Origin of the sequence: Streptomyces sp. NPDC051310, from assembly GCF_044455245.1 — a bacterium.
Lineage (GTDB): Bacteria > Actinomycetota > Actinomycetes > Streptomycetales > Streptomycetaceae > Streptomyces.
In genome coordinates this window covers 61752-79598 of the sequence record NZ_JBITEO010000030.1, presented here as the reverse complement: position 1 = coordinate 79598, position 17847 = coordinate 61752, and the positions used below count along the sequence as shown (strand labels likewise).

18 protein-coding genes are annotated in these 17847 nt (G+C 72.4%); 2 read left to right on the top strand and 16 right to left on the bottom strand.

Features of this window, described 5'->3' with window-relative positions; translation table 11 throughout:
* Positions 1–76: 76 nt before the first annotated feature.
* Positions 77–655: a bifunctional pyr operon transcriptional regulator/uracil phosphoribosyltransferase PyrR gene (gene pyrR, locus ACIA79_RS31000; RefSeq protein WP_399431714.1), complete on the bottom strand. Its 579-nt coding sequence runs from the start codon at positions 653–655 to the stop codon at positions 77–79.
* 197 nt (positions 656–852) lie between these two features.
* Between pyrR and bldD the strand changes: the two genes are divergently transcribed.
* A complete protein-coding gene (bldD, locus tag ACIA79_RS30995; RefSeq protein WP_028431622.1) occupies positions 853–1353 on the top strand; it encodes a transcriptional regulator BldD in 501 nt (166 codons plus the stop codon).
* A 183-nt stretch (positions 1354–1536) separates the two neighbouring features.
* On the opposite strand, the gene nusB is transcribed toward bldD, so the two are convergent.
* The 14 genes from nusB to ACIA79_RS30925 all read right to left on the bottom strand — a co-directional run bounded on the left by nusB (position 1537) and on the right by ACIA79_RS30925 (position 14774).
* Entirely contained in the window at positions 1537–1965 is a 429-nt protein-coding gene (nusB, locus tag ACIA79_RS30990) for a transcription antitermination factor NusB (protein WP_399431713.1), read from the bottom strand.
* 2 nt (positions 1966–1967) lie between these two features.
* Positions 1968–2534 (bottom strand): elongation factor P, encoded by a 567-nt coding sequence (gene efp, locus ACIA79_RS30985; RefSeq protein ID WP_031078254.1) that lies wholly within the window; start codon positions 2532–2534, stop codon positions 1968–1970.
* Between the two features lie 75 nt (positions 2535–2609).
* Complete coding sequence (locus ACIA79_RS30980) at positions 2610–3716, bottom strand: aminopeptidase P family protein (protein WP_399431712.1); 1107 nt, start codon at positions 3714–3716, stop codon at positions 2610–2612.
* Between the two features lie 82 nt (positions 3717–3798).
* Positions 3799–4641, bottom strand: coding sequence for a Pro-rich N-terminal domain-containing protein (locus ACIA79_RS30975; protein WP_399431711.1), 843 nt, complete (start codon positions 4639–4641; stop codon positions 3799–3801).
* 132 nt (positions 4642–4773) lie between these two features.
* Positions 4774–5214, bottom strand: a complete 441-nt coding sequence (locus ACIA79_RS30970; RefSeq protein WP_399431710.1) for a type II 3-dehydroquinate dehydratase — start codon at positions 5212–5214, stop codon at positions 4774–4776.
* Positions 5211–6305: a 3-dehydroquinate synthase gene (aroB, locus tag ACIA79_RS30965; protein ID WP_399431709.1), complete on the bottom strand. Its 1095-nt coding sequence runs from the start codon at positions 6303–6305 to the stop codon at positions 5211–5213. The genes ACIA79_RS30970 and aroB overlap by 4 nt, the downstream gene beginning before the upstream one ends.
* The gene (locus ACIA79_RS30960; RefSeq protein WP_399431708.1) at positions 6302–6862 is read right to left on the bottom strand and encodes a shikimate kinase; all 561 of its coding nucleotides are present in this window, start codon (positions 6860–6862) and stop codon (positions 6302–6304) included. The genes aroB and ACIA79_RS30960 overlap by 4 nt, the downstream gene beginning before the upstream one ends.
* On the bottom strand, positions 6859–8043 hold the full coding sequence (gene aroC / locus ACIA79_RS30955; protein WP_399431707.1) for a chorismate synthase: 1185 nt from the start codon (positions 8041–8043) through the stop codon (positions 6859–6861). Before aroC ends, ACIA79_RS30960 begins: the two co-directional genes overlap by 4 nt.
* A 216-nt stretch (positions 8044–8259) precedes the next feature.
* Complete coding sequence (locus ACIA79_RS30950; protein ID WP_399431706.1) at positions 8260–9135, bottom strand: shikimate dehydrogenase; 876 nt, start codon at positions 9133–9135, stop codon at positions 8260–8262.
* On the bottom strand, positions 9113–10762 hold the full coding sequence (gene mltG / locus ACIA79_RS30945) for an endolytic transglycosylase MltG (RefSeq protein WP_399431705.1): 1650 nt from the start codon (positions 10760–10762) through the stop codon (positions 9113–9115). The genes ACIA79_RS30950 and mltG overlap by 23 nt, the downstream gene beginning before the upstream one ends.
* A gap of 101 nt (positions 10763–10863) precedes the next feature.
* Positions 10864–11328: a Holliday junction resolvase RuvX gene (ruvX, locus tag ACIA79_RS30940; protein ID WP_399431704.1), complete on the bottom strand. Its 465-nt coding sequence runs from the start codon at positions 11326–11328 to the stop codon at positions 10864–10866.
* Positions 11328–13997, bottom strand: a complete 2670-nt coding sequence (alaS, locus tag ACIA79_RS30935; RefSeq protein ID WP_399431703.1) for an alanine--tRNA ligase — start codon at positions 13995–13997, stop codon at positions 11328–11330. The genes ruvX and alaS overlap by 1 nt, the downstream gene beginning before the upstream one ends.
* Positions 13997–14329 carry a DUF6167 family protein gene (locus ACIA79_RS30930; protein WP_399431702.1) on the bottom strand — a complete coding sequence of 111 codons (333 nt, stop codon included), beginning with the start codon at positions 14327–14329 and terminating at the stop codon, positions 13997–13999. The genes alaS and ACIA79_RS30930 overlap by 1 nt, the downstream gene beginning before the upstream one ends.
* Positions 14330–14336: 7 nt before the next feature.
* On the bottom strand, positions 14337–14774 hold the full coding sequence (locus ACIA79_RS30925; protein ID WP_399431701.1) for a DUF948 domain-containing protein: 438 nt from the start codon (positions 14772–14774) through the stop codon (positions 14337–14339).
* A 195-nt stretch (positions 14775–14969) separates the two neighbouring features.
* Between ACIA79_RS30925 and ACIA79_RS30920 the strand changes: the two genes are divergently transcribed.
* Positions 14970–17123: an ATP-binding protein gene (locus ACIA79_RS30920; RefSeq protein WP_399431700.1), complete on the top strand. Its 2154-nt coding sequence runs from the start codon at positions 14970–14972 to the stop codon at positions 17121–17123.
* Positions 17124–17217: 94 nt separating this feature from the next.
* Here the strand turns inward: ACIA79_RS30920 and rpsD are convergent, their stop codons facing one another.
* Positions 17218–17832, bottom strand: coding sequence for a 30S ribosomal protein S4 (gene rpsD / locus ACIA79_RS30915; RefSeq protein ID WP_010470463.1), 615 nt, complete (start codon positions 17830–17832; stop codon positions 17218–17220).
* Between the last annotated feature and the right edge of the window lie 15 nt (positions 17833–17847).

Genomic DNA, 17847 nt, shown 5'->3' with positions numbered 1-17847 from the left:
TCCCGTCGAGGGGCCCGGGAGACATGCGGGCGCGCAGCACGGCGCACCGTACGCACTGGGTCGTACGGAGCGGGGGCTACTGCTCGCCGACCGGGGCGGTCTCCCGCACGCCGAGCAGCACGGTGTCGCGACCGTCCTCCTCGGCGAGCTGGACCTTGACCGTCTCGCGCAGCGACGTGGGGAGGTTCTTGCCGACGTAGTCGGCGCGGATGGGAAGTTCGCGGTGGCCGCGGTCGACGAGGACCGCGAGCTGGACGGCGCGGGGGCGGCCGAGGTCGCCGAGCGCGTCGAGGGCGGCGCGGATGGTGCGGCCGGAGAAGAGCACGTCGTCGACGAGGACGACGAGGCGGCCGTCGATGCCGTCACCGGGGATGTCGGTGCGGGCGAGCGCACGGGCGGGGCGCATGCGCAGGTCGTCGCGGTACATGGTGATGTCGAGCGAGCCGACCGGCGTGGTGCGGCCGGTGATCTGCTCGAGCTTGTCGGCCAGCCGGCGGGCGAGGAAGACGCCCCGCGTGGGAATGCCGAGGAGGACGACGTCGTCGGCGCCCTTGGCGCGCTCGACGATCTCGTGGGCGATGCGGGTCAGTACCCGCGCGATGTCGGGGCCCTCGAGGACGGGGCGCGCGGCATCGGACTGCTGAATGGCGTCCATACGAAACGGACCTCCTTCTCCGCCTCACGGGACGGACCTTAAAGGACGTCGGAATTGCGCCATCCACCGTACCAGGGCGGAGCGACTGCTCCCGCACCGCCCGCGGAAGACCGTCGGTACGGACCATTCGGCTTGACGCAAGCAGGTAACGCTGCGTAACCTCACAGTGAGTTACCACTCTTCGTCCCGGGAGCTATATGTCCAGCGAATACGCAAAACAGCTCGGGGCCAAGCTCCGCGCCATCCGCACCCAGCAGGGCCTCTCCCTCCACGGGGTGGAGGAGAAGTCGCAGGGCCGCTGGAAGGCCGTGGTGGTCGGTTCGTACGAGCGCGGCGACCGCGCCGTGACCGTACAGCGCCTCGCCGAGCTGGCCGACTTCTATGGCGTCCCGGTGCAGGAGCTCCTGCCGGGCACCACGCCGGGCGGGGCCGCCGAGCCGCCGCCGAAGCTCGTCCTGGACCTGGAGCGCCTGGCGCACGTCCCGGCCGAGAAGGCCGGCCCGCTGCAGCGTTACGCCGCGACGATCCAGTCGCAGCGCGGCGACTACAACGGCAAGGTGCTGTCGATCCGCCAGGACGACCTGCGGACCCTCGCCGTCATCTACGACCAGTCGCCGTCGGTCCTCACCGAGCAGCTGATCAGCTGGGGCGTTCTGGACGCGGACGCGCGTCGGGCGGTCGCCCACGAGGACGCCTGAGCCACCACCGGCTCAGCAGAAACGTTGCCGCCGGGTGCGGCGGGAGCCCCAGGGCATCCCGCCGCACCCGGCGGCTTTCTGCGTGCCGCACCCGGGGCCGGCCGGCTTCGGGTACGCCGAAGGGCCCGTCGCGCGCGGACAACGCGCCACGGGCCCTTCGTGCGGCCGTACGGCGTCGGGAGGTCAGTCCCGGCGCAGGCTCGGCTTCAGGTCCTTGAAGCGGCCGAGGAGGCCGTTGACGAACGACGGGGAGTCGTCCGTCGAGAACTCCTTGGCGAGCTGCACCGCCTCGTCGATGGCGACGGCGTCCGGGGTGCCGTCCTCCCAGATCAGCTCGTACGCACCGAGGCGCACGATGTTCCGGTCGGCGACCGGCATCCGGTCGAGCGTCCAGCCCACCGCGTAGGTGGCGATCAGCTCGTCGATCCGGCGGACGTGGTCGGCGTAGCCCTCGACCAGCTGCATCGTGTACTCGCTGACCGGCGGCTGCCGGTCGTCGGACCGTGCGTGCCGGATCCAGTCCGCGAGGACGTTCCGTACGCCGGTGCCGCGCTGGTCGGCCTCGAAGAGGATCTGGAACGCACGCTTGCGCGCGTTGCTCCGGGCAGCCACGGTTAGCTGTTCACCCGGCCGAGGTAGTCGCCGGAACGGGTGTCGACCTTGATCTTCTCACCGGTGGTGATGAAGAGCGGGACCTGGATGGTGTAGCCCGTCTCCAGGGTGGCCGGCTTGGTGCCGCCGGTGGAGCGGTCGCCCTGGACGCCCGGCTCGGTCTCCTGGATGGTGAGCTCGACGGCGGCGGGGAGCTCGACGTAGAGCACCTCGCCCTCGTGCGTGGCGACGGTGGCGGTGAAGCCCTCGATCAGGTAGTTGGCGGCGTCGCCGACGGCCTTGCGGTCGACGTGCAGCTGGTCGTAGGTCTGCATGTCCATGAAGACGAAGTACTCGCCGTCCATGTACGAGAACTGCATGTCGCGGCGGTCGACGGTGGCCGTCTCGACCTTCACACCGGCGTTGAAGGTCTTGTCGACGATCTTGCCGGAGAGCACGTTCTTGAGCTTGGTGCGCACGAAGGCCGGGCCCTTGCCGGGCTTGACGTGCTGGAACTCGACGACGGACCACAGCTGGTCGTTGTCGAGCTTGAGCACCATGCCGTTCTTGAGGTCGTTCGTGGTGGCCACGGTTGCGGAATCTCCTGGACTGACGCTGGTGGACGACCGAGGCGTGGTGCCCTGCGCGCTGACAGGGAGCGAGCCCTAGAGCGCGAGCAGCTCCTTGGTCGTGATGGTGAGTAGCTCGGGTCCGCCGTCCGCCTCCTGGCGTACGACGAGCGTGTCATCGATCCGGACCCCGCCCCGGCCCGGGAGGTGGACCCCCGGTTCGACGGTGACCGGCACACAAGCGTCCAGTTTACCCATGGCGGAGGGGGCGAGCTGCGGGTCCTCCTCGATTTCGAGCCCCACGCCGTGTCCGAGGAACGGTGCGACCGCGTCGGAGTACCCGGCCGCGTCCAGGATCTGGCGGGCCGCGCGGTCCACGTCGCGGTACGCGGCACCGGGCGCGAGGGTCTGGCGGGCAGCCCGCTGAGCGGCGAAGACGAGGTCGTAGAGCTCGATCTGCCAGTCGGCCGGCGCGGTGCCGATGACGAAGGTGCGCCCGATCTCGCAGCGGTAGCCGCGGTAGTTGGCGCCCAGGCAGACGGAGAGGAAATCACCCTCCTCCACACGGCGGTCGGAGGGCCGGTGCCCGCCGCGGCCCGCGTTGGGCCCGGTGGCGACGGAGGTGGGGAACGCGGGGCCGTCGGCGCCGTGGTCCACCAGGCGCCGCTCCAGTTCCAGCGCGAGGTGCCGCTCGGTACGGCCCACCAGGATGGATTCGAGGAGCTCGCCGAGCGCCTGGTCGGTGATCTCGGCCGCGATGCGCAGGCAGGTGATCTCGTCCTCGTCCTTGACGATCCGCTCCTGCTCGATGGCGTGGCCGAGGTCGCTCAGGCGCGTCCGGGGCGCGACCGAGCTCATGGCGCGGTGGCGCGTGACCGTCAGGTGGTGCTCCTCGACGGCGAGCGCGTCCGCCCCCGCCTTGGCGGCGAAGTCGACGGCCGCCACCGCCGGGTCGCCGCCGGACGGCGGCAGGACCACCTGGCGCAGCTGTTCGTCGAGACGGCCCTCGGCCGGGTCGCCGGTGGGCGTGCGGGGGCACACGAGGACGTCGTCCCCGGCGCCGACCAGGAGCACCGCGCCGGGGGGCGAGCCGCCCGCGAGGTAGCGGACGTTCGCGGGGCGGGAAACCAGGGCCGCCGCTGTCCCGGACGCCGCGCACCGGTCGCGCAGCCGCGCACGGCGGACCGCATACACCTCTGACATGTCACGAGCCTACGAGCGCCCGCGCTCCTCGGCAGGTCGGGCAGGTCCGGACGGGTCCGCCGGGGCGCCGTGGGCGCGGGGGTCAGTACGCGGGTGGGCTGGAGATGGCCCGGGCGAGCACGTCGTCGAGGACGCGGGCCGTGGTCTCGACGTCGTACGTCGAGTTGTCGATGATCGGCAGGCCCGACCCGTACCAGCCCGCCATGCGGCCGTGGATGCCGGCCACCTCCTCGTCGGAGAGGCGTCGGTTGCCACTGCGTTCGGCGTTGCGCTCCAGGACGATCTCCAGGCCGGGCAGGAGCACCACCGGGAGCAGGCCGGGGCCGACGTGCCGCTTCCAGCCGCCGAGCCCGACGACGGGTCGGTCGGGGAAGACGGCGTCGTCGAGGATGCAGGAGATGCCGTTGGCCAGGAAGTTGCGCGCGGCGAAGCCGCAGGTGCGGCGGGCCAGGCGGTACTGCGCCTCGGACTGGTCGTTCCAGCCGTCCTGGGGGTCGGCGAAACCGGCGCACACCCATTCGCGGACGTCGTCGAGGCTGATGTGCGCGGTGGGGACGCGGCGGTTCTTGGCCCAGTACCGGGCGACGGTCGTCTTGCCCGCGCCGGCCGGGCCGATGAGCAGCACCGCGAGGGTGGCGCTCCCGGTGCCGTGTTCGGGGTGCGGGGGCGTCGGTGCGGCCACCGGGCCGCCGGGCGGCAGGTGGATGTGGCCGGTGGCGTCCCGCGGCGGCGCCGGCTGCGGGGGCGCGGTCTGCGGGGCGGCGGCGGTCCAGCCCGGGGCGGGCGGGGTGTGCGGGACGGGCGGCGGCGGCCCGTGCGGGGTGGGGGGCTGAGGGAGCGGGGGGTGTGCCTGGTTCATCCATGCGGCGGCCGCGTGCCCCGGCTGGTGGGGGGGCGGGAGCGGAGCCCCCACTGCGTGCTGCATCCGGTGCCACTCCGTCTCGTCCGATCGGCGCTGGTGGGGCGGCCGTTGGGGTCGCCCGTCACCGAACCGTACCCTCCCCGGCCGCCGCAGTGGGAACGGCCGGGGTGGGCGGGCCGTGCCCGGTGGCCGGGGTCAGTCCGTGAGCTCGTCGGCGAGGGCGCGCAGGGCGAGCCGGTAGGAGCCGATGCCGAAGCCCGCGACCGTACCGCTGGCGACCGCCGCGACGACGGAGGTGTGCCGGAACTCCTCGCGCGTGTACGGGTTGGAGATGTGCACCTCGATCAGGGGCGCGGTGCGCTGCGCGGCCGCGTCCCTCATCCCGTACGAGTAGTGCGTGAAGGCGCCGGGGTTGAGGACGACCGGGAGCGAACCGTCGGCGGCCTCGTGGAGCCAGCGGATCATCTCGCCCTCGTCGTTCGTCTCGCGCACGTCGACGTCGAAGCCGAGCTCCCTGCCCAGGGACCGGCAGGCGTCGACCAGTCCGGCGTAGGAGGTGGAGCCGTACACGTCGGGCTCGCGCGAGCCGAGGCGGCCGAGGTTGGGGCCGTTGAGCACCAGCACCCTGCGGGTCACGCGGAGACCTCCCCGTAGGCGGCGACGAGCACGGCCGGGTCGGGGCCTTCGAGCACCGTCGGCCTGGCGAGGCCGTCGAGGACGATGAAGCGCAGCAGGTCGCCGCGGGACTTCTTGTCGACCTTCATGGTCTCCAGCAGCTTGGGCCACTGGTCACCGCGGTAGGTCAGCGGCAGGCCCACCGCTTCGAGGACGGTGCGGTGGCGGTCGGCGGTGGCGTCGTCCAGCCGGCCCGCCAGGCGGCCGAGTTCGGCGGCGAAGACCATGCCGACGGAGACGGCGGCGCCGTGGCGCCACTTGTAGCGCTCGTTCTTCTCGATGGCGTGGGCGAGGGTGTGGCCGTAGTTGAGGATCTCGCGCAGCCCGGACTCCTTGAGGTCGGACGACACCACGTCGGCCTTGACCCGGATGGAGCGCTCGATGAGCTCGGCGGTGTGCGGGCCCTCGGGGGTGCGGGCGGCGGCCGGGTCGGCCTCGATGAGGTCGAGGATCACCGGGTCGGCGATGAAACCGGCCTTGATGACCTCGGCCAGGCCGCTGACGTAGTCGTGGACGGACAGCGAGTCGAGGGCGGCGAGGTCGCACAGGACGCCCGCGGGCGGGTGGAAGGCACCGACGAGGTTCTTGCCCTCGGCGGTGTTGATGCCGGTCTTGCCGCCGACGGCCGCGTCGACCATGGCCAGCACGGTCGTCGGTACGGCGATCCAGCGCACCCCGCGCAGCCAGGTGGCGGCGACGAACCCGGCCAGGTCGGTGGTGGCGCCGCCGCCGACGCCGACGATGACGTCGGTGCGGGTGAAGCCGGTCTGGCCGAGCGCCTTCCAGCAGTACGCCGCGACCTCGGCGGTCTTGGCCTCCTCGGCGTTCGGCACCTGGATGGCGATCGCCTCGTACCCCTGCTCCGCGAGGTCGGCACGCAGCGCCTCGCCGGTCTCGGCGAGCGCCTCGGGGTGGATGACGGCGACGCGCTTGGCCCGGGGGCCGACGAGGGCGGGGAGTTCGCCGAGCAGCTGCCGGCCGACGAGCACCTCGTACGGGTCGGTGCCGGCCGTGCCGCCGACCTGGATACGGGTCACTGCCTGGTCCGTCACTTCTTCTCCTGCCGGGGGTCCGGGGCTTCTCCCCCGGGAAGGGCCGTCTTCGGTCCGAGGGCGTCCAGGACCGCCTGGGCGACCTCGTCGGGGGTCTTGTCGTCGGTGGCCACCACCACGCGGGCCACCTCGGTGTACAGGTGCCGGCGGGCCTCCATCAGCTCGCGCCACTGGCGGCGCGGGTTGACGGCGAGCAGCGGGCGGGCGGTGTTGAGGCCGACGCGCCGCACCGCCTCCTCGACGTCCATCGACAGGTAGGCGACCGGGAGCCCGGAGAGCAGCGCGCGGGTGCCGGCGTCGAGGACGGCGCCGCCGCCGAGGGCGAGGACACCGGTGTGCTCGGCGACGGCCGTGCGGACGGCTTCGCGCTCCAGCTCGCGGAAGTACTCCTCGCCCTCGTCGACGAAGATGTCGGCGATCTCGCGGCCCTGGGCGGCGACGATGTCGGCGTCGGTGTCCCGGTAGGGCACGCCGAGCCGTTCGGCGAGCAGCGCGCCCACGGTGGACTTGCCGGAGCCCATCGGTCCGACCAGGACGATCAGCGGGCCGGTGCTCACCGGATGTGGAGGTTGTCGAGGTACGAGCGGACGTTGCGGCGGGTCTCGGCGACGCTGTCGCCGCCGAACTTCTCCGCGACCGCGTCGGCCAGGACCAGCGCCACCATGGCCTCGGCCACGATGCCGGCGGCCGGGACGGCGCAGACGTCGGAGCGCTGGTGGTGCGCGGCGGCGGGCTCGCCGGTGACGACATCGACGGTCTTCAGGGCCCGGGGCACGGTGGCGATCGGCTTCATCGCGGCGCGGACGCGCAGCAGCTCGCCGGTGGTCAGGCCGCCCTCGGTGCCGCCGGAGCGGCCGGAGGTGCGCTTGATGCCCTCGGGGGTGGAGACGATCTCGTCATGGGCCTGGGAGCCGGGCACGCGGGCCAGCTCGAAGCCGTCGCCGACCTCGACGCCCTTGATCGCCTGGATGCCCATCAGGGCGGCGGCGAGCCGGGCGTCCAGACGCCGGTCCCAGTGGACGTGGGAGCCGAGGCCGACGGGCACGCCGTAGGCGAGGACCTCGACCACGCCGCCGAGGGTGTCGCCGTCCTTGTGGGCCTGGTCGATCTCGGCGACCATCGCCTTCGACGCGTCCGCGTCCAGGCAGCGCACCGGGTCGGCGTCCAGCTTCTCGACGTCGGCCGGGGTCGGGTAGACCCCGTACGGCGCCTTGGCGGCCGCCAGCTCGACGACGTGGCTGACGATCTCGATGCCGGCCGTCTCCTTGAGGTACGAGCGGGCCACGGCGCCCAGCGCGACGCGCGCGGCGGTCTCGCGGGCGCTCGCGCGCTCCAGCACCGGGCGGGCCTCGTCGAAGCCGTACTTCTGCATGCCGGCCAGGTCGGCGTGGCCGGGGCGCGGCCGGGTGAGCGGGGCGTTGCGGGCGGATTCGGCGAGCTCGGCCGGGTCGACCGGGTCGGCCGCCATGACCTTCTCCCACTTGGGCCACTCGGTGTTGCCCACCATGACCGCGACCGGCGAGCCCATGGTGAGACCGTGCCGGACGCCGCCGAGGAAGGTGACCTGGTCCTGCTCGAACTTCATCCGCGCACCGCGTCCATAGCCGAGCCGGCGCCGGGCCAGGTGGTCCGCCACCATCTCCGTGGTGACCGGGACGCCGGCGGGAAGGCCCTCCAGCGTCGCCACCAGTGCGGGGCCGTGCGACTCCCCCGCGGTCAGCCAGCGCAACCTGCTCAACGGTGCTCCTCATGCTCGCGCCTCGACTGGGACGGCGGCCGGGTGCGCGGCCCTGGCCCGCCTCACCCCCGATCCTCCCACGTCCGGGGCCCCGGCCGGTCGGCGGTCCAGCAGTCGGACGCGTCCGTGGACGGGGCGCCGCCCTGGTGGGAGGCGGTGGCGGGCGGCCCTGTCCGGAAGACGAACCCCGGGGGGTGCCTTGTCGATCGGGCCGGATCAGTGAGCGGTGAGCCCCTCCTGGTGACCGGCCTGGTGACCGGCGAGGGCGTGCTCCCCGGCGGCCCTCATGGCGGCCAGCGGGACGGGCGAGCGGCCGGTCATCTGCTCGACCTGGAGGACGGCCTGGTGGACGAGGAGGTCGAGGCCGCCGACGACGGCGCCGCCGCGCGCCGACCAGGCGGCCGCCAGCGCGGTGGGCCACGGGTCGTACAGCACGTCGAAGAGGGTGCCGGGGCGTTCGGGGACCGCGGCGGCGAGGGCGTCGGTGGTCCCGGCGGGGGTGGTGGCGATGACGAGCGGGGCCCGGAAGGCGTCCGCTGCCCGCTCCCAGCCCGCGGTGCGGACGGGGACGCCGAGCCGTGCGCCCCAGCCGCGCATCTCGGCGGCCCGGGCCTCGCTGCGGACGTACGCGGTCACCGGCCCGGTGCAGATGCGGGACAGTGCGGCGAGCGCCGAGGAGGCGGTCGCGCCGGCGCCGAGGACGGCGGCGGACGCGACCTCCTCCACGCCCCGCTCGCGCAGTGCGGCGACCATGCCGGGGATGTCGGTGTTGCCGCCGACGCGGCGGCCGTCCCCGGTGAGGACGACGGTGTTGACCGCCTCGACGGAGGCGGCCGTGTCGGTGATCTCGTCGAGCAGGGGTATGACCGCCCGCTTGAGGGGCATGGTCAGCGACAGCCCCGCCCAGGATCCGTCCAGCTTCTCGAAGAACCCGGGGAGCCCCGCCTCGTCCACCTGGAAGCGGTCGTACGACCAGTGCGTGAGACCGAGCTCCCGGTAGGCGGCCCGGTGCAGCACCGGGGAGAGGGAATGGGCGATGGGCGATCCGAGGACGGCGGCCCGGCGGGCGTCAGTCGCTGCCCTTGCTGTCATTGAATTTGTCCTTCAGCTTCAGGAACTCGGCGTGCGTCTTCGCGAATTCCGTCTTGTTCATGCCGTCGGTCGCGACGAAGTACATCCAGCCGTCCTTCGTCGGGTTCATGGCGGCTTCCAGGGCCACGAGTCCGGGGTTGGAGATCGGCCCCGGAGTGAGACCCCGCTGGGTGTAGGTGTTGTACGGGTCCTGATTGCTGTTGATCTCGGACTCGCTGATGTCGATGTTGCTCTCGCCCTGGAGGTAGTTGAAGGCGGAGTCGAACTGCAGGAGCTGGTTGGTCTCGGTGTTCGTGGGCTTAAGCCGGTTGTACACGACCTCGCTCATCCTGCGGAAGTCGTCGTCCGTCTTCCCCTCGGCCTGGACGAGGCTCGCGACGGTCAGCAGCTCCCAGGGGTTCTTCAGGCCGAGCCCCTTGTACTTGCCCTCCAGGTCCACCTTGCCGTACTCGGCGTTGGCGCGGGCCACCATCTTCTTGAGGACGTCCTCGGGCTTGGTGCCCTTGGCGACCGGATAGCTGGCCGGGAAGAGGAAGCCCTCGAGCGGGTCCTTGACCTCGGGGTGGCCGGTGGCCCACTCCGGCAGGCCCAGCTTCGCGGCCTTCGTCTCGGCCACCGCCGCGGTCGTGCCGGCCTTGACCCCCAGGCGCCGGTCGATCTCGGCGTACACCCAGGAACTGCGCTTGCCCTCGGGGACGACCAGGGCGTTGCGGCTGGACGGCTGCAGCATCAGCTCCACGGCGCTCGCCGCGGACATCTCCTTCTTGAGGGTGTAGACGCCGGCCTGGATCAGCTTGCCCTTGGGGTTCCTGTCCTGCGCGGAGACGAACGCGCCCTGGCTCTTCACCACACCGTTCTTGACGAGGATCGCGGCGATCTCGTAGCCGCCGGCGCCCTGCGGGATCTCCACCTGGACAGTTTCGCCGGTGCCCGTGCCCTCGAAGTCGGGTGCCTCGCCGAACTGGCTCTGCCAGAACTGGTAGCCGAAGTAGCCCACTCCGCCCGCGCCGCCGACCAGGACGAGCGCGACGAACAGGCAGGCCACGCCGTTGCGGCTCTTGCGCTTGCCGGTCTTCTTGGACTTCTTGGACTGGTCGCGCCGCTGGCGGCGGGTGCCCGCGGGCTCGTCGCCCCCGGACCCACGGCCGTCGCCTTCGGAGCCGCGGCCGTCGTCGCGGCCGTCGTCACCGTCCGAGAAGAACGGGTGGTTCTCCTCCTCCGGCTCCTGGTACTGCTGCGGCTCGTCGTGCGCCGCCGCCCGCTGCTCGGGCGCCCGCCGCCGGCCGGGAGGCTGCGGCGGCGGGTACGCCTCGGGGGTGCCGTAGGGGTCCGGGCGGCCGCCCCCGTAGGGGTCGGCCGGGCCGGGGGGCGTTCCGTAGGGCATCGCCGTGTGCTGGCCGCTGTCCCAGCCGGCGTCGTACTGCCGGTCGTTGTAGCCGGCGTAGTCCTGGTACTGGTACTGCTGCTGCTCGCCGTACGGTGCCTCGGGCTGCTGCTGGGGCTGTGCCTGCGGCTGCTGGTAGTACTGCTGGGCGTCGGCCTGCTGACCTCTCCATCCCTGGTCCCCGTACAACGGGTCCTCGGGATGCCACGGTTCGGAGCCGGAGCCCCGTCCATATCCAGTCATCGATCCCCAAACGGCCGCGAGGCTTCCGGACGATCCGCCTCTACGTTGTGCGGCGGTTGTTCGAACGCCACCGCATCGCGCGGAACGTTACCGTATCGCGATCAGATGACCACTTCGACGCTCTCTCCAGGCGGATTACCGGATACCCGTTCGGTCTCCAAAGCATTCTGGAGGATGATCACAGCGGCTGCCTGATCGATGACGGACCGGCCTTTTTTGGACTTCACGCCCGAGGCGCGCAGGCCCTGCGACGCGCTGACCGTGGTCATTCTCTCGTCCACCAGCCGCACGGGCACGGGTGCGAGGGAGCGGGCGAGCTCCTGGGCGAAGACCCGGACCTTGGCCGCGGCCGGACCCTCGCCCCCGCTGAGGGAGCGAGGGAGCCCGACCACGACCTCGAGCGGTTCGTACTCCTCGGCGATCTGCCGCAGCCGCCGGTGGGCGGCAGGGACGTCCCGTCCCGGCACGGTCTCCACCGGTGTGGCGAGGACCCCGTCGGGGTCGCACGAGGCGACCCCGATGCGGGCGTCCCCGACGTCGATCGCGAGGCGGCGGCCGCGTCTCATCAGGCGGTGTCCCCGACGAGCCGCTCCACCGCGTCGATGGCCTCGCCGATGGCGCCGGCGTTCTGGCCGCCGCCCTGGGCGACGTCCGGCTTGCCGCCACCGCCGCCCCCGAGGGTCTTGGCGGCGGTGCGCACCAGCTCGCCGGCCTTGAGCCCGCGCTCGCGGGCGGCCTCGTTGGTGGCGATCACCGTCAGCGGGCGGCCGCCCGCGGTGGTGAACAGGGCGACGACGGCCGGGCGGTCGCCCGGGATGCGGCCGCGGACGTCGAGGACCAGCTTGCGCAGGTCGTCGGCGGAGGTCCCGTCCGGCACCTGGCCGGTCACCACGGCGACGCCACGGACGTCCTTGGCGCCCTCGACGAGGCCGGCGGCGGCCTGGAGGACCTTCTCCGCGCGGAACTTCTCGATCTCCTTCTCGGCGTCCTTCAGCTTGCCGAGCATGGCGGAGATCTTCTCGGGCAGCTCCTCGGCGCGGCCCTTGACCAGCTCCTGGAGCTGGGCGACGACCGTGTGCTCCTTGGCGAGGAAGTTGTACGCGTCGACGCCCACGAGGGCCTCGATGCGGCGCACGCCGGAGCCGATGGACGACTCCCCGAGCAGCTTCACCAGACCGAGCTGGGCGGTGTTGTGGACGTGCGTACCGCCGCAGAGCTCCTTGGAGAAGTCGCCGATGGTGACGACGCGGACCTTCTCGCCGTACTTCTCGCCGAACTCGGCGATGGCGCCCTGCCGCTTGGCCTCGTCGATCGGCATGACCTCGGCGTGCACGTCGAGCTCGCGGGCGAGGACCTCGTTGATCTTCTGCTCGACGTCGGTCATGACCGTCTGCGGCACGGCGGACGGCGAGCCGAAGTCGAAGCGGAAGCGGCCGGGCTGGTTCTCCGAGCCGGCCTGGGCGGCCGTCGGGCCGAGGGCGTCACGCAGCGCCTGGTGGGTCAGGTGGGTGGCGCTGTGGGCGCGGGCGATGGCGCGGCGGCGCTTGACGTCGATGGTGGCGTAGGCGGTGGAACCGACGGTCACCTCGCCGACCTGGACCGACCCCTTGTGGACGGAGACGCCCGGGACCGGCTGCTGCACGTCGCGCACCTCGATGACGGCGCCGCTGTGCAGCCGGATGCGGCCGGTGTCGGCGATCTGGCCGCCGCCCTCGGCGTAGAACGGGGTGCGGTCGAGAACGACCTCGACGTCGTCGCCCTCGGTGGCGGCGGGCGAGGGAACGCCGTTGACGAGCAGACCGACGACGGTCGTCTCGCCCTCGGTGTTGGTGTAGCCCACGAACTCCGTGGCGCCGGAGGTGTCGGCGATCTCACGGTAGGCGGAGACGTCGGCGTGGCCCGTCTTCTTGGCCCGGGCGTCGGCCTTGGCGCGGTCCCGCTGCTCCTGCATCAGGCGGCGGAAGCCGGCCTCGTCCACGGACAGGCCCTGCTCGGCGGCCATCTCCAGGGTGAGGTCGATCGGGAAGCCCCAGGTGTCGTGGAGCAGGAACGCCTTGTCGCCGGGCAGGACCGTGCCGCCGGCGGCCTTGGTCTCGGTGACGGCGGTGTCGAGGATGTTGGTGCCGCCCTTGAGGGCCTTGAGGAAGGCGGCCTCCTCGGCGAGGGCGACGGTCTCGATGCGCTTGCGGTCGGTCTCCAGCTCCGGGTACTGCTCGCCCATGGTCCGGATGACCGTGTCGACGAGCTCGCCGACGACCGGGCCCGAGGCGCCGAGCAGGCGCATGTTGCGGACGGCGCGGCGCATGATGCGGCGCAGGACGTAGCCGCGGCCCTCGTTGCCCGGGGTGACGCCGTCGCCGATGAGCATCACGGAGGTGCGCATGTGGTCGGCGACCACGCGCAGCGAGACGTCGCTCTCGTGGGCCTGCCCGTAGCGGACGCCCGTCAGCTCGGTGGCCTTGTCGATGACGACCTTCAGGGTGTCGGTCTCGTACATGTTCTGTACGCCCTGGAGGATCATCGCCAGGCGCTCCAGACCGAGGCCCGTGTCGATGTTCTTGCTCGGCAGGTCGCCGAGGATCTCGAAGTCGTCCTTGCCGGTGCCCTGGCCGCGCTCGTACTGCATGAAGACCAGATTCCAGATCTCCACGTACCGCTCGTCGTTGACGGCGGGGCCGCCCTCGGCGCCGAACTCCGGGCCGCGGTCGTAGTTGATCTCGGAGCACGGTCCGCAGGGGCCGGGGACGCCCATGGACCAGAAGTTGTCCTTCTTGCCCAGGCGCTGGATGCGCTCGGCGGGCACGCCGACGACGTTGCGCCAGATCTGCTCGGCCTCGTCGTCGTCCTGGTAGACGGTGATCCAGAGCCTCTCGGCCTCCAGACCGTACCCGCCGTGCTCGACCGGGCTGGTCAGCAGCTCCCAGGCGAGCTTGATGGCGCCTTCCTTGAAGTAGTCGCCGAAGGAGAAGTTGCCGCACATCTGGAAGAACGTGCCGTGGCGGGTGGTCTTGCCGACCTCTTCGATGTCCGGCGTGCGCACGCACTTCTGCACGCTGGAGGCGCGGGTGTACGGCGGCTTCTCCTCACCCAGGAAGTAGGGCTTGAACGGCACCATGCCGGCGTTGACCAGGAGCAGAGTCGGGTCGTCCGCGATGAGCGACGCCGAAGGGACGACGGTGTGCCCGCGCTCCTCGAAGAAGCTCAGCCAGCGGCGGCGGATTTCAGCCGACTCCATCAGTGGTCCTCATTCCGGTTGTTCGAGTGGTGGTGGGGATGGGGGTGGGGAGCGCCGTCGAGCGCCGCGGACCGGCGCGGCGCGGGGAGCGCCGGATCGTCGACCGGTGCCGCCAGACCGAGCGCCTCGCCCAGTTCCGCTTCGCGCTGGAGCATGCCCGCCCGGACGTCGAGCGCGAAGTCCTTGAGCCGGTGGCCGGCTTCGATCGCCTTGTCGGCGGCCTGCGCGGCGAGGCTCTCGGGGGTCAGCTGCTTCAGCTTGCGGTTGACCTTGGTGGTGGCCCACACACCGGCTGCGGCGCCGGCGGTGAACCAGAAAGCACGGCGGAACATCCCTGCGTCAGCCCTTCCGCTTGGTCCTGTTGCTGCGGGCCGACGGGACCGTACGGCCGACGATGACCGTGCGCCGGGACGGTCCGGCCGGCTTGTCGTCCTTGTTCCGGCTCATCGCCCGGCGTACGCCGTAGCCGAAGGCCGCGACCTTGACCAGCGGTCCGCCGAACGTCGAGGCGACCGTGGTGGAGAGCGCGGAGGCGTTGGACGTGACTTCCTGGACGTCCGACGCGATGGCGTCCACCCGGTCGAGCTGCGTCTGCGCGGCGCGGACGGTCACGGAGGCGTCCGCCAGCAGCGGGACCGCCTGCTCCGTCACCTCCGCCACGAGTTTGGTCGTCGCCCTGAGCGTCTGGGCCAGCCTCACCAGCACCACGGCCAGGAAGGAGACCAGGATCGCCCAGAAGACGGCCACCAGAATCCCGGCAACCTCTCCACCGGTCACTGCGCACCGCTCTCTGCTCGTCGATTCGTCGAACTCGGTCGAACTCGTCGCATGGATGCTTCGAAAGTCGTCCTCCGAGCCTATCGCGCCCGCGCTCGCTCCCCGTACCGCATTCCCCGTGGCCGCAGCGGGAGTCGATCGGTCCGATTGTACGGAGTGCGGTCACCTCGGTACGCTCCGTGTTCCATGTGTTCCATGCGACGGAGCAACCTCCCGGCCGAGCTGAACCGGTTCGTCGGACGCGACCGCGAACTCGCGGACCTCGCGGGGCTGCTGGCGGAGTTCCGGCTCGTCACGGTGGTCGGTGTGGGCGGGGTGGGCAAGACGCGGCTCGTGACGCACGCGGCCGCTGCGGTGGCCGCGGAGGCGAAACGCTCCTGCGACGGGGTCCGGCTCGCCGAGCTGGCGACGCTGCGCGACCCGGGGCTGCTGGAGTACGCGCTGGTCGAGGCGCTCGGGCTGACGGACCACACCTCCAGGCCGCCGCGGGAGGTGCTCGTGGAGCACCTCGCGGATCGCCGGCTGCTGCTGGTCCTGGACGGCTTCGAGCACCTCGTGGAGGCATGCGCCCCGCTCGTACGGGAGTTGCTGCGCCGGGCACCGGGGCTGACGGTGCTGGCCGCCGGGCGCCGGCCGCTGCGGGTCCGCGGTGAGGCCGTGCTCCCGCTGACGCCGATGTCCGACGAGGACGCGGTGCGGCTGTTCCTGGACCGGGCGGCCGCGGCCGTGCCCGGCTTCCGCGCGGGCGGCCAGGACCCCGCGGCCGTACGGGAGCTGTGCCGGCGGCTCGACGGGATCCCGCTGGCGCTGGAGCTCGCGGCCGGACGGCTGCCGGCCCTCGGCCTGGACGGGCTGCTGCACCGGCTCGACGACCGCTTCCAGCTGCTCACCTGCGGAGACCGCGGCGAGCCGGAGCGCCACCGGACGCTGCGGCTCGCCATCGGCTGGAGCCATGAACTGTGCACGCCCGAGGAGCGGCTGCTGTGGGCGCGGCTGCCGGTCTTCGCCGGGCAGTTCGACCTGGAGGCCGTGGAGTACGTGTGCGGCGGGCCGGAGCTGCCGGCCGAGCGGGTGCTGGACGTGCTCGCCGAGTTGCTGGCGCAGTCCGTGGTGCTGCGGGAGGACACGGCGGCGGGCGTGCGGTACCGGATGCTGGACACGGTCCGGGCGTACGGCGCGGAGTGGCTGGCCGAGCTGGGCGACGAGGACCGGCTGCGGCGGCGGCACCGCGACTGGTACCTCGGCCTGGCCGCCTGGTGCGAGCTCGACTGGTTCGGCCCGAATCAGGCGGAGGTGGCGGCGTGCGCGGACAGCGCCCTGCCGAACCTGCGGGCCGCGCTGGAGCGGTGCCTGGACGAGCCGGAGGAGGCGCACCTGGCGCAGCACCTGGCGGGCACGCTCTGGTTCTACTGGGTGGGGTGCGGCCGCCTGGCGGAGGGCCGGCACTGGCTGGACCGGGCGGTGGTGCTGGAGTCGCCCGGGCACGACCGGGCGCGGCTGAAGGCACTGTGGGTGCTCGGGTACGTCGCGATCCTGCAGGGCGACAACACGGCGGCGGTCGCCGCGCTGTACGCGTGCGAGGAGGACGCGGCGCGGACGGGGGACGCGCTGGCCGCCGCGTACACCACCCACCGGATGGGCTGCCTGGCGCTGCTGTCCGACGAGATGCCACGCGCCGAGGTGCTGCTGGCCCGGGCGGTGTCGGCCTACCGCGAGCTGGGCGAGCTGAACAGCCAGGTGCTGATGGGCCGGGTCGAGCTGGCCATGGCGAAGGTGTTCCTGGGGGACCTGGAGGGCGCTGAGGCGCTCTGCGAGGAGGTCCGCGAGGTGTGCGAGGAGCGCGGCGAGCAGTGGACCCGCGCGTACGCGCTGTACGTGCTGGCCTATGCCGCCTGGACCCGTGAGGAGCACGGCGAGGCGCGGCGCCTGCTGGGCGAGTGCATCACCATCGACCACACCTTCCACGACCTGGTCGGTCTGGTGCTGGCGGTGGAGCTGCTGGCCCTCGTGACGGCGAGCGAGGGGGATCCCGCGGAGGCGGCGGTGCTGCAGGGCGCGGCCGCCCCGATGTGGGAGGCGGTGGGCCTTCCCCTGTTCGGTTCGGGCCACTTCGGCGCGCCGCGGGCGCTGTGCGAGCGGCGCGCGGTGGAGCTGCTGGGCGCGGAGCGCTTCCGGTCGTACGAGGCGGAGGGGCGGGCGCTGGCCCTGGACGCGGCGGTGGTCCGGGCCCTGTCGGGACGCCCGGCGCCGTCCGCGCGCCCGTCGGTGCGGGGGGTCCAGGCGTTGCGGCCGCCCCGGCGCCGGCCCGCCGCGTCGCCGGCGCCCCGCCCGGGTGAGGGCCAGGCCTGACGGCGGGCGCCGGGAGAACGCGGAAGCCCGCCGCCCCTCCGCCGGGGAGGCGGGGGAACGGCGGGCTGTCGACCGCGGTGGTGCTACGCCAGGGTCAGCGGGCGTAGTACTCGACGACCAGCTGCTCGTCGCAGATGACCGGGATCTCCTTGCGGTTCGGCTCGCGGTCCAGGCGGAAGGCCAGGGCCTTCAGGTTGACCTGGAGGTAGCGCGGGGTCTCGCCGTCGGGGGCGAAGCCACCCTCGCGCGCGACCTGGAAGAGGGTCTTGCTGCGGCTGCGCTCGCGGACCATCACGACGTCGTCGGGACGGACGCGGAACGACGGCTTGTCGACCTTCTGGCCGTTGACCTCGATGTGGCCGTGGACGACCATCTGGCGGGCCTGGTAGATGGTGCGGGCGATGCCCGAACGCAGGACCAGGGCGTCGAGACGGCGCTCGAGCTCGACGACCAGCGCCTCGCCCGTCTTGCCCTCGGCCTTCTTCGCGCGGTCGTAGGCGCGGGCCATCTGGCGCTCGCTGATGTCGTACTGGGCGCGCAGACGCTGCTTCTCGAGCAGACGGACCTTGTAGTCCGAGTTCTGCTTGCGGCCACGGCCGTGCTCACCCGGCGGGTACGGGCGGGCCTCGAAGTACTTGACAGCCTTCGGCGTCAGCGCGATGCCGAGCGCACGCGACTTCTTGACCTTGGGACGCGACTGGTTAGGCACGTTCTCCAGACCTCC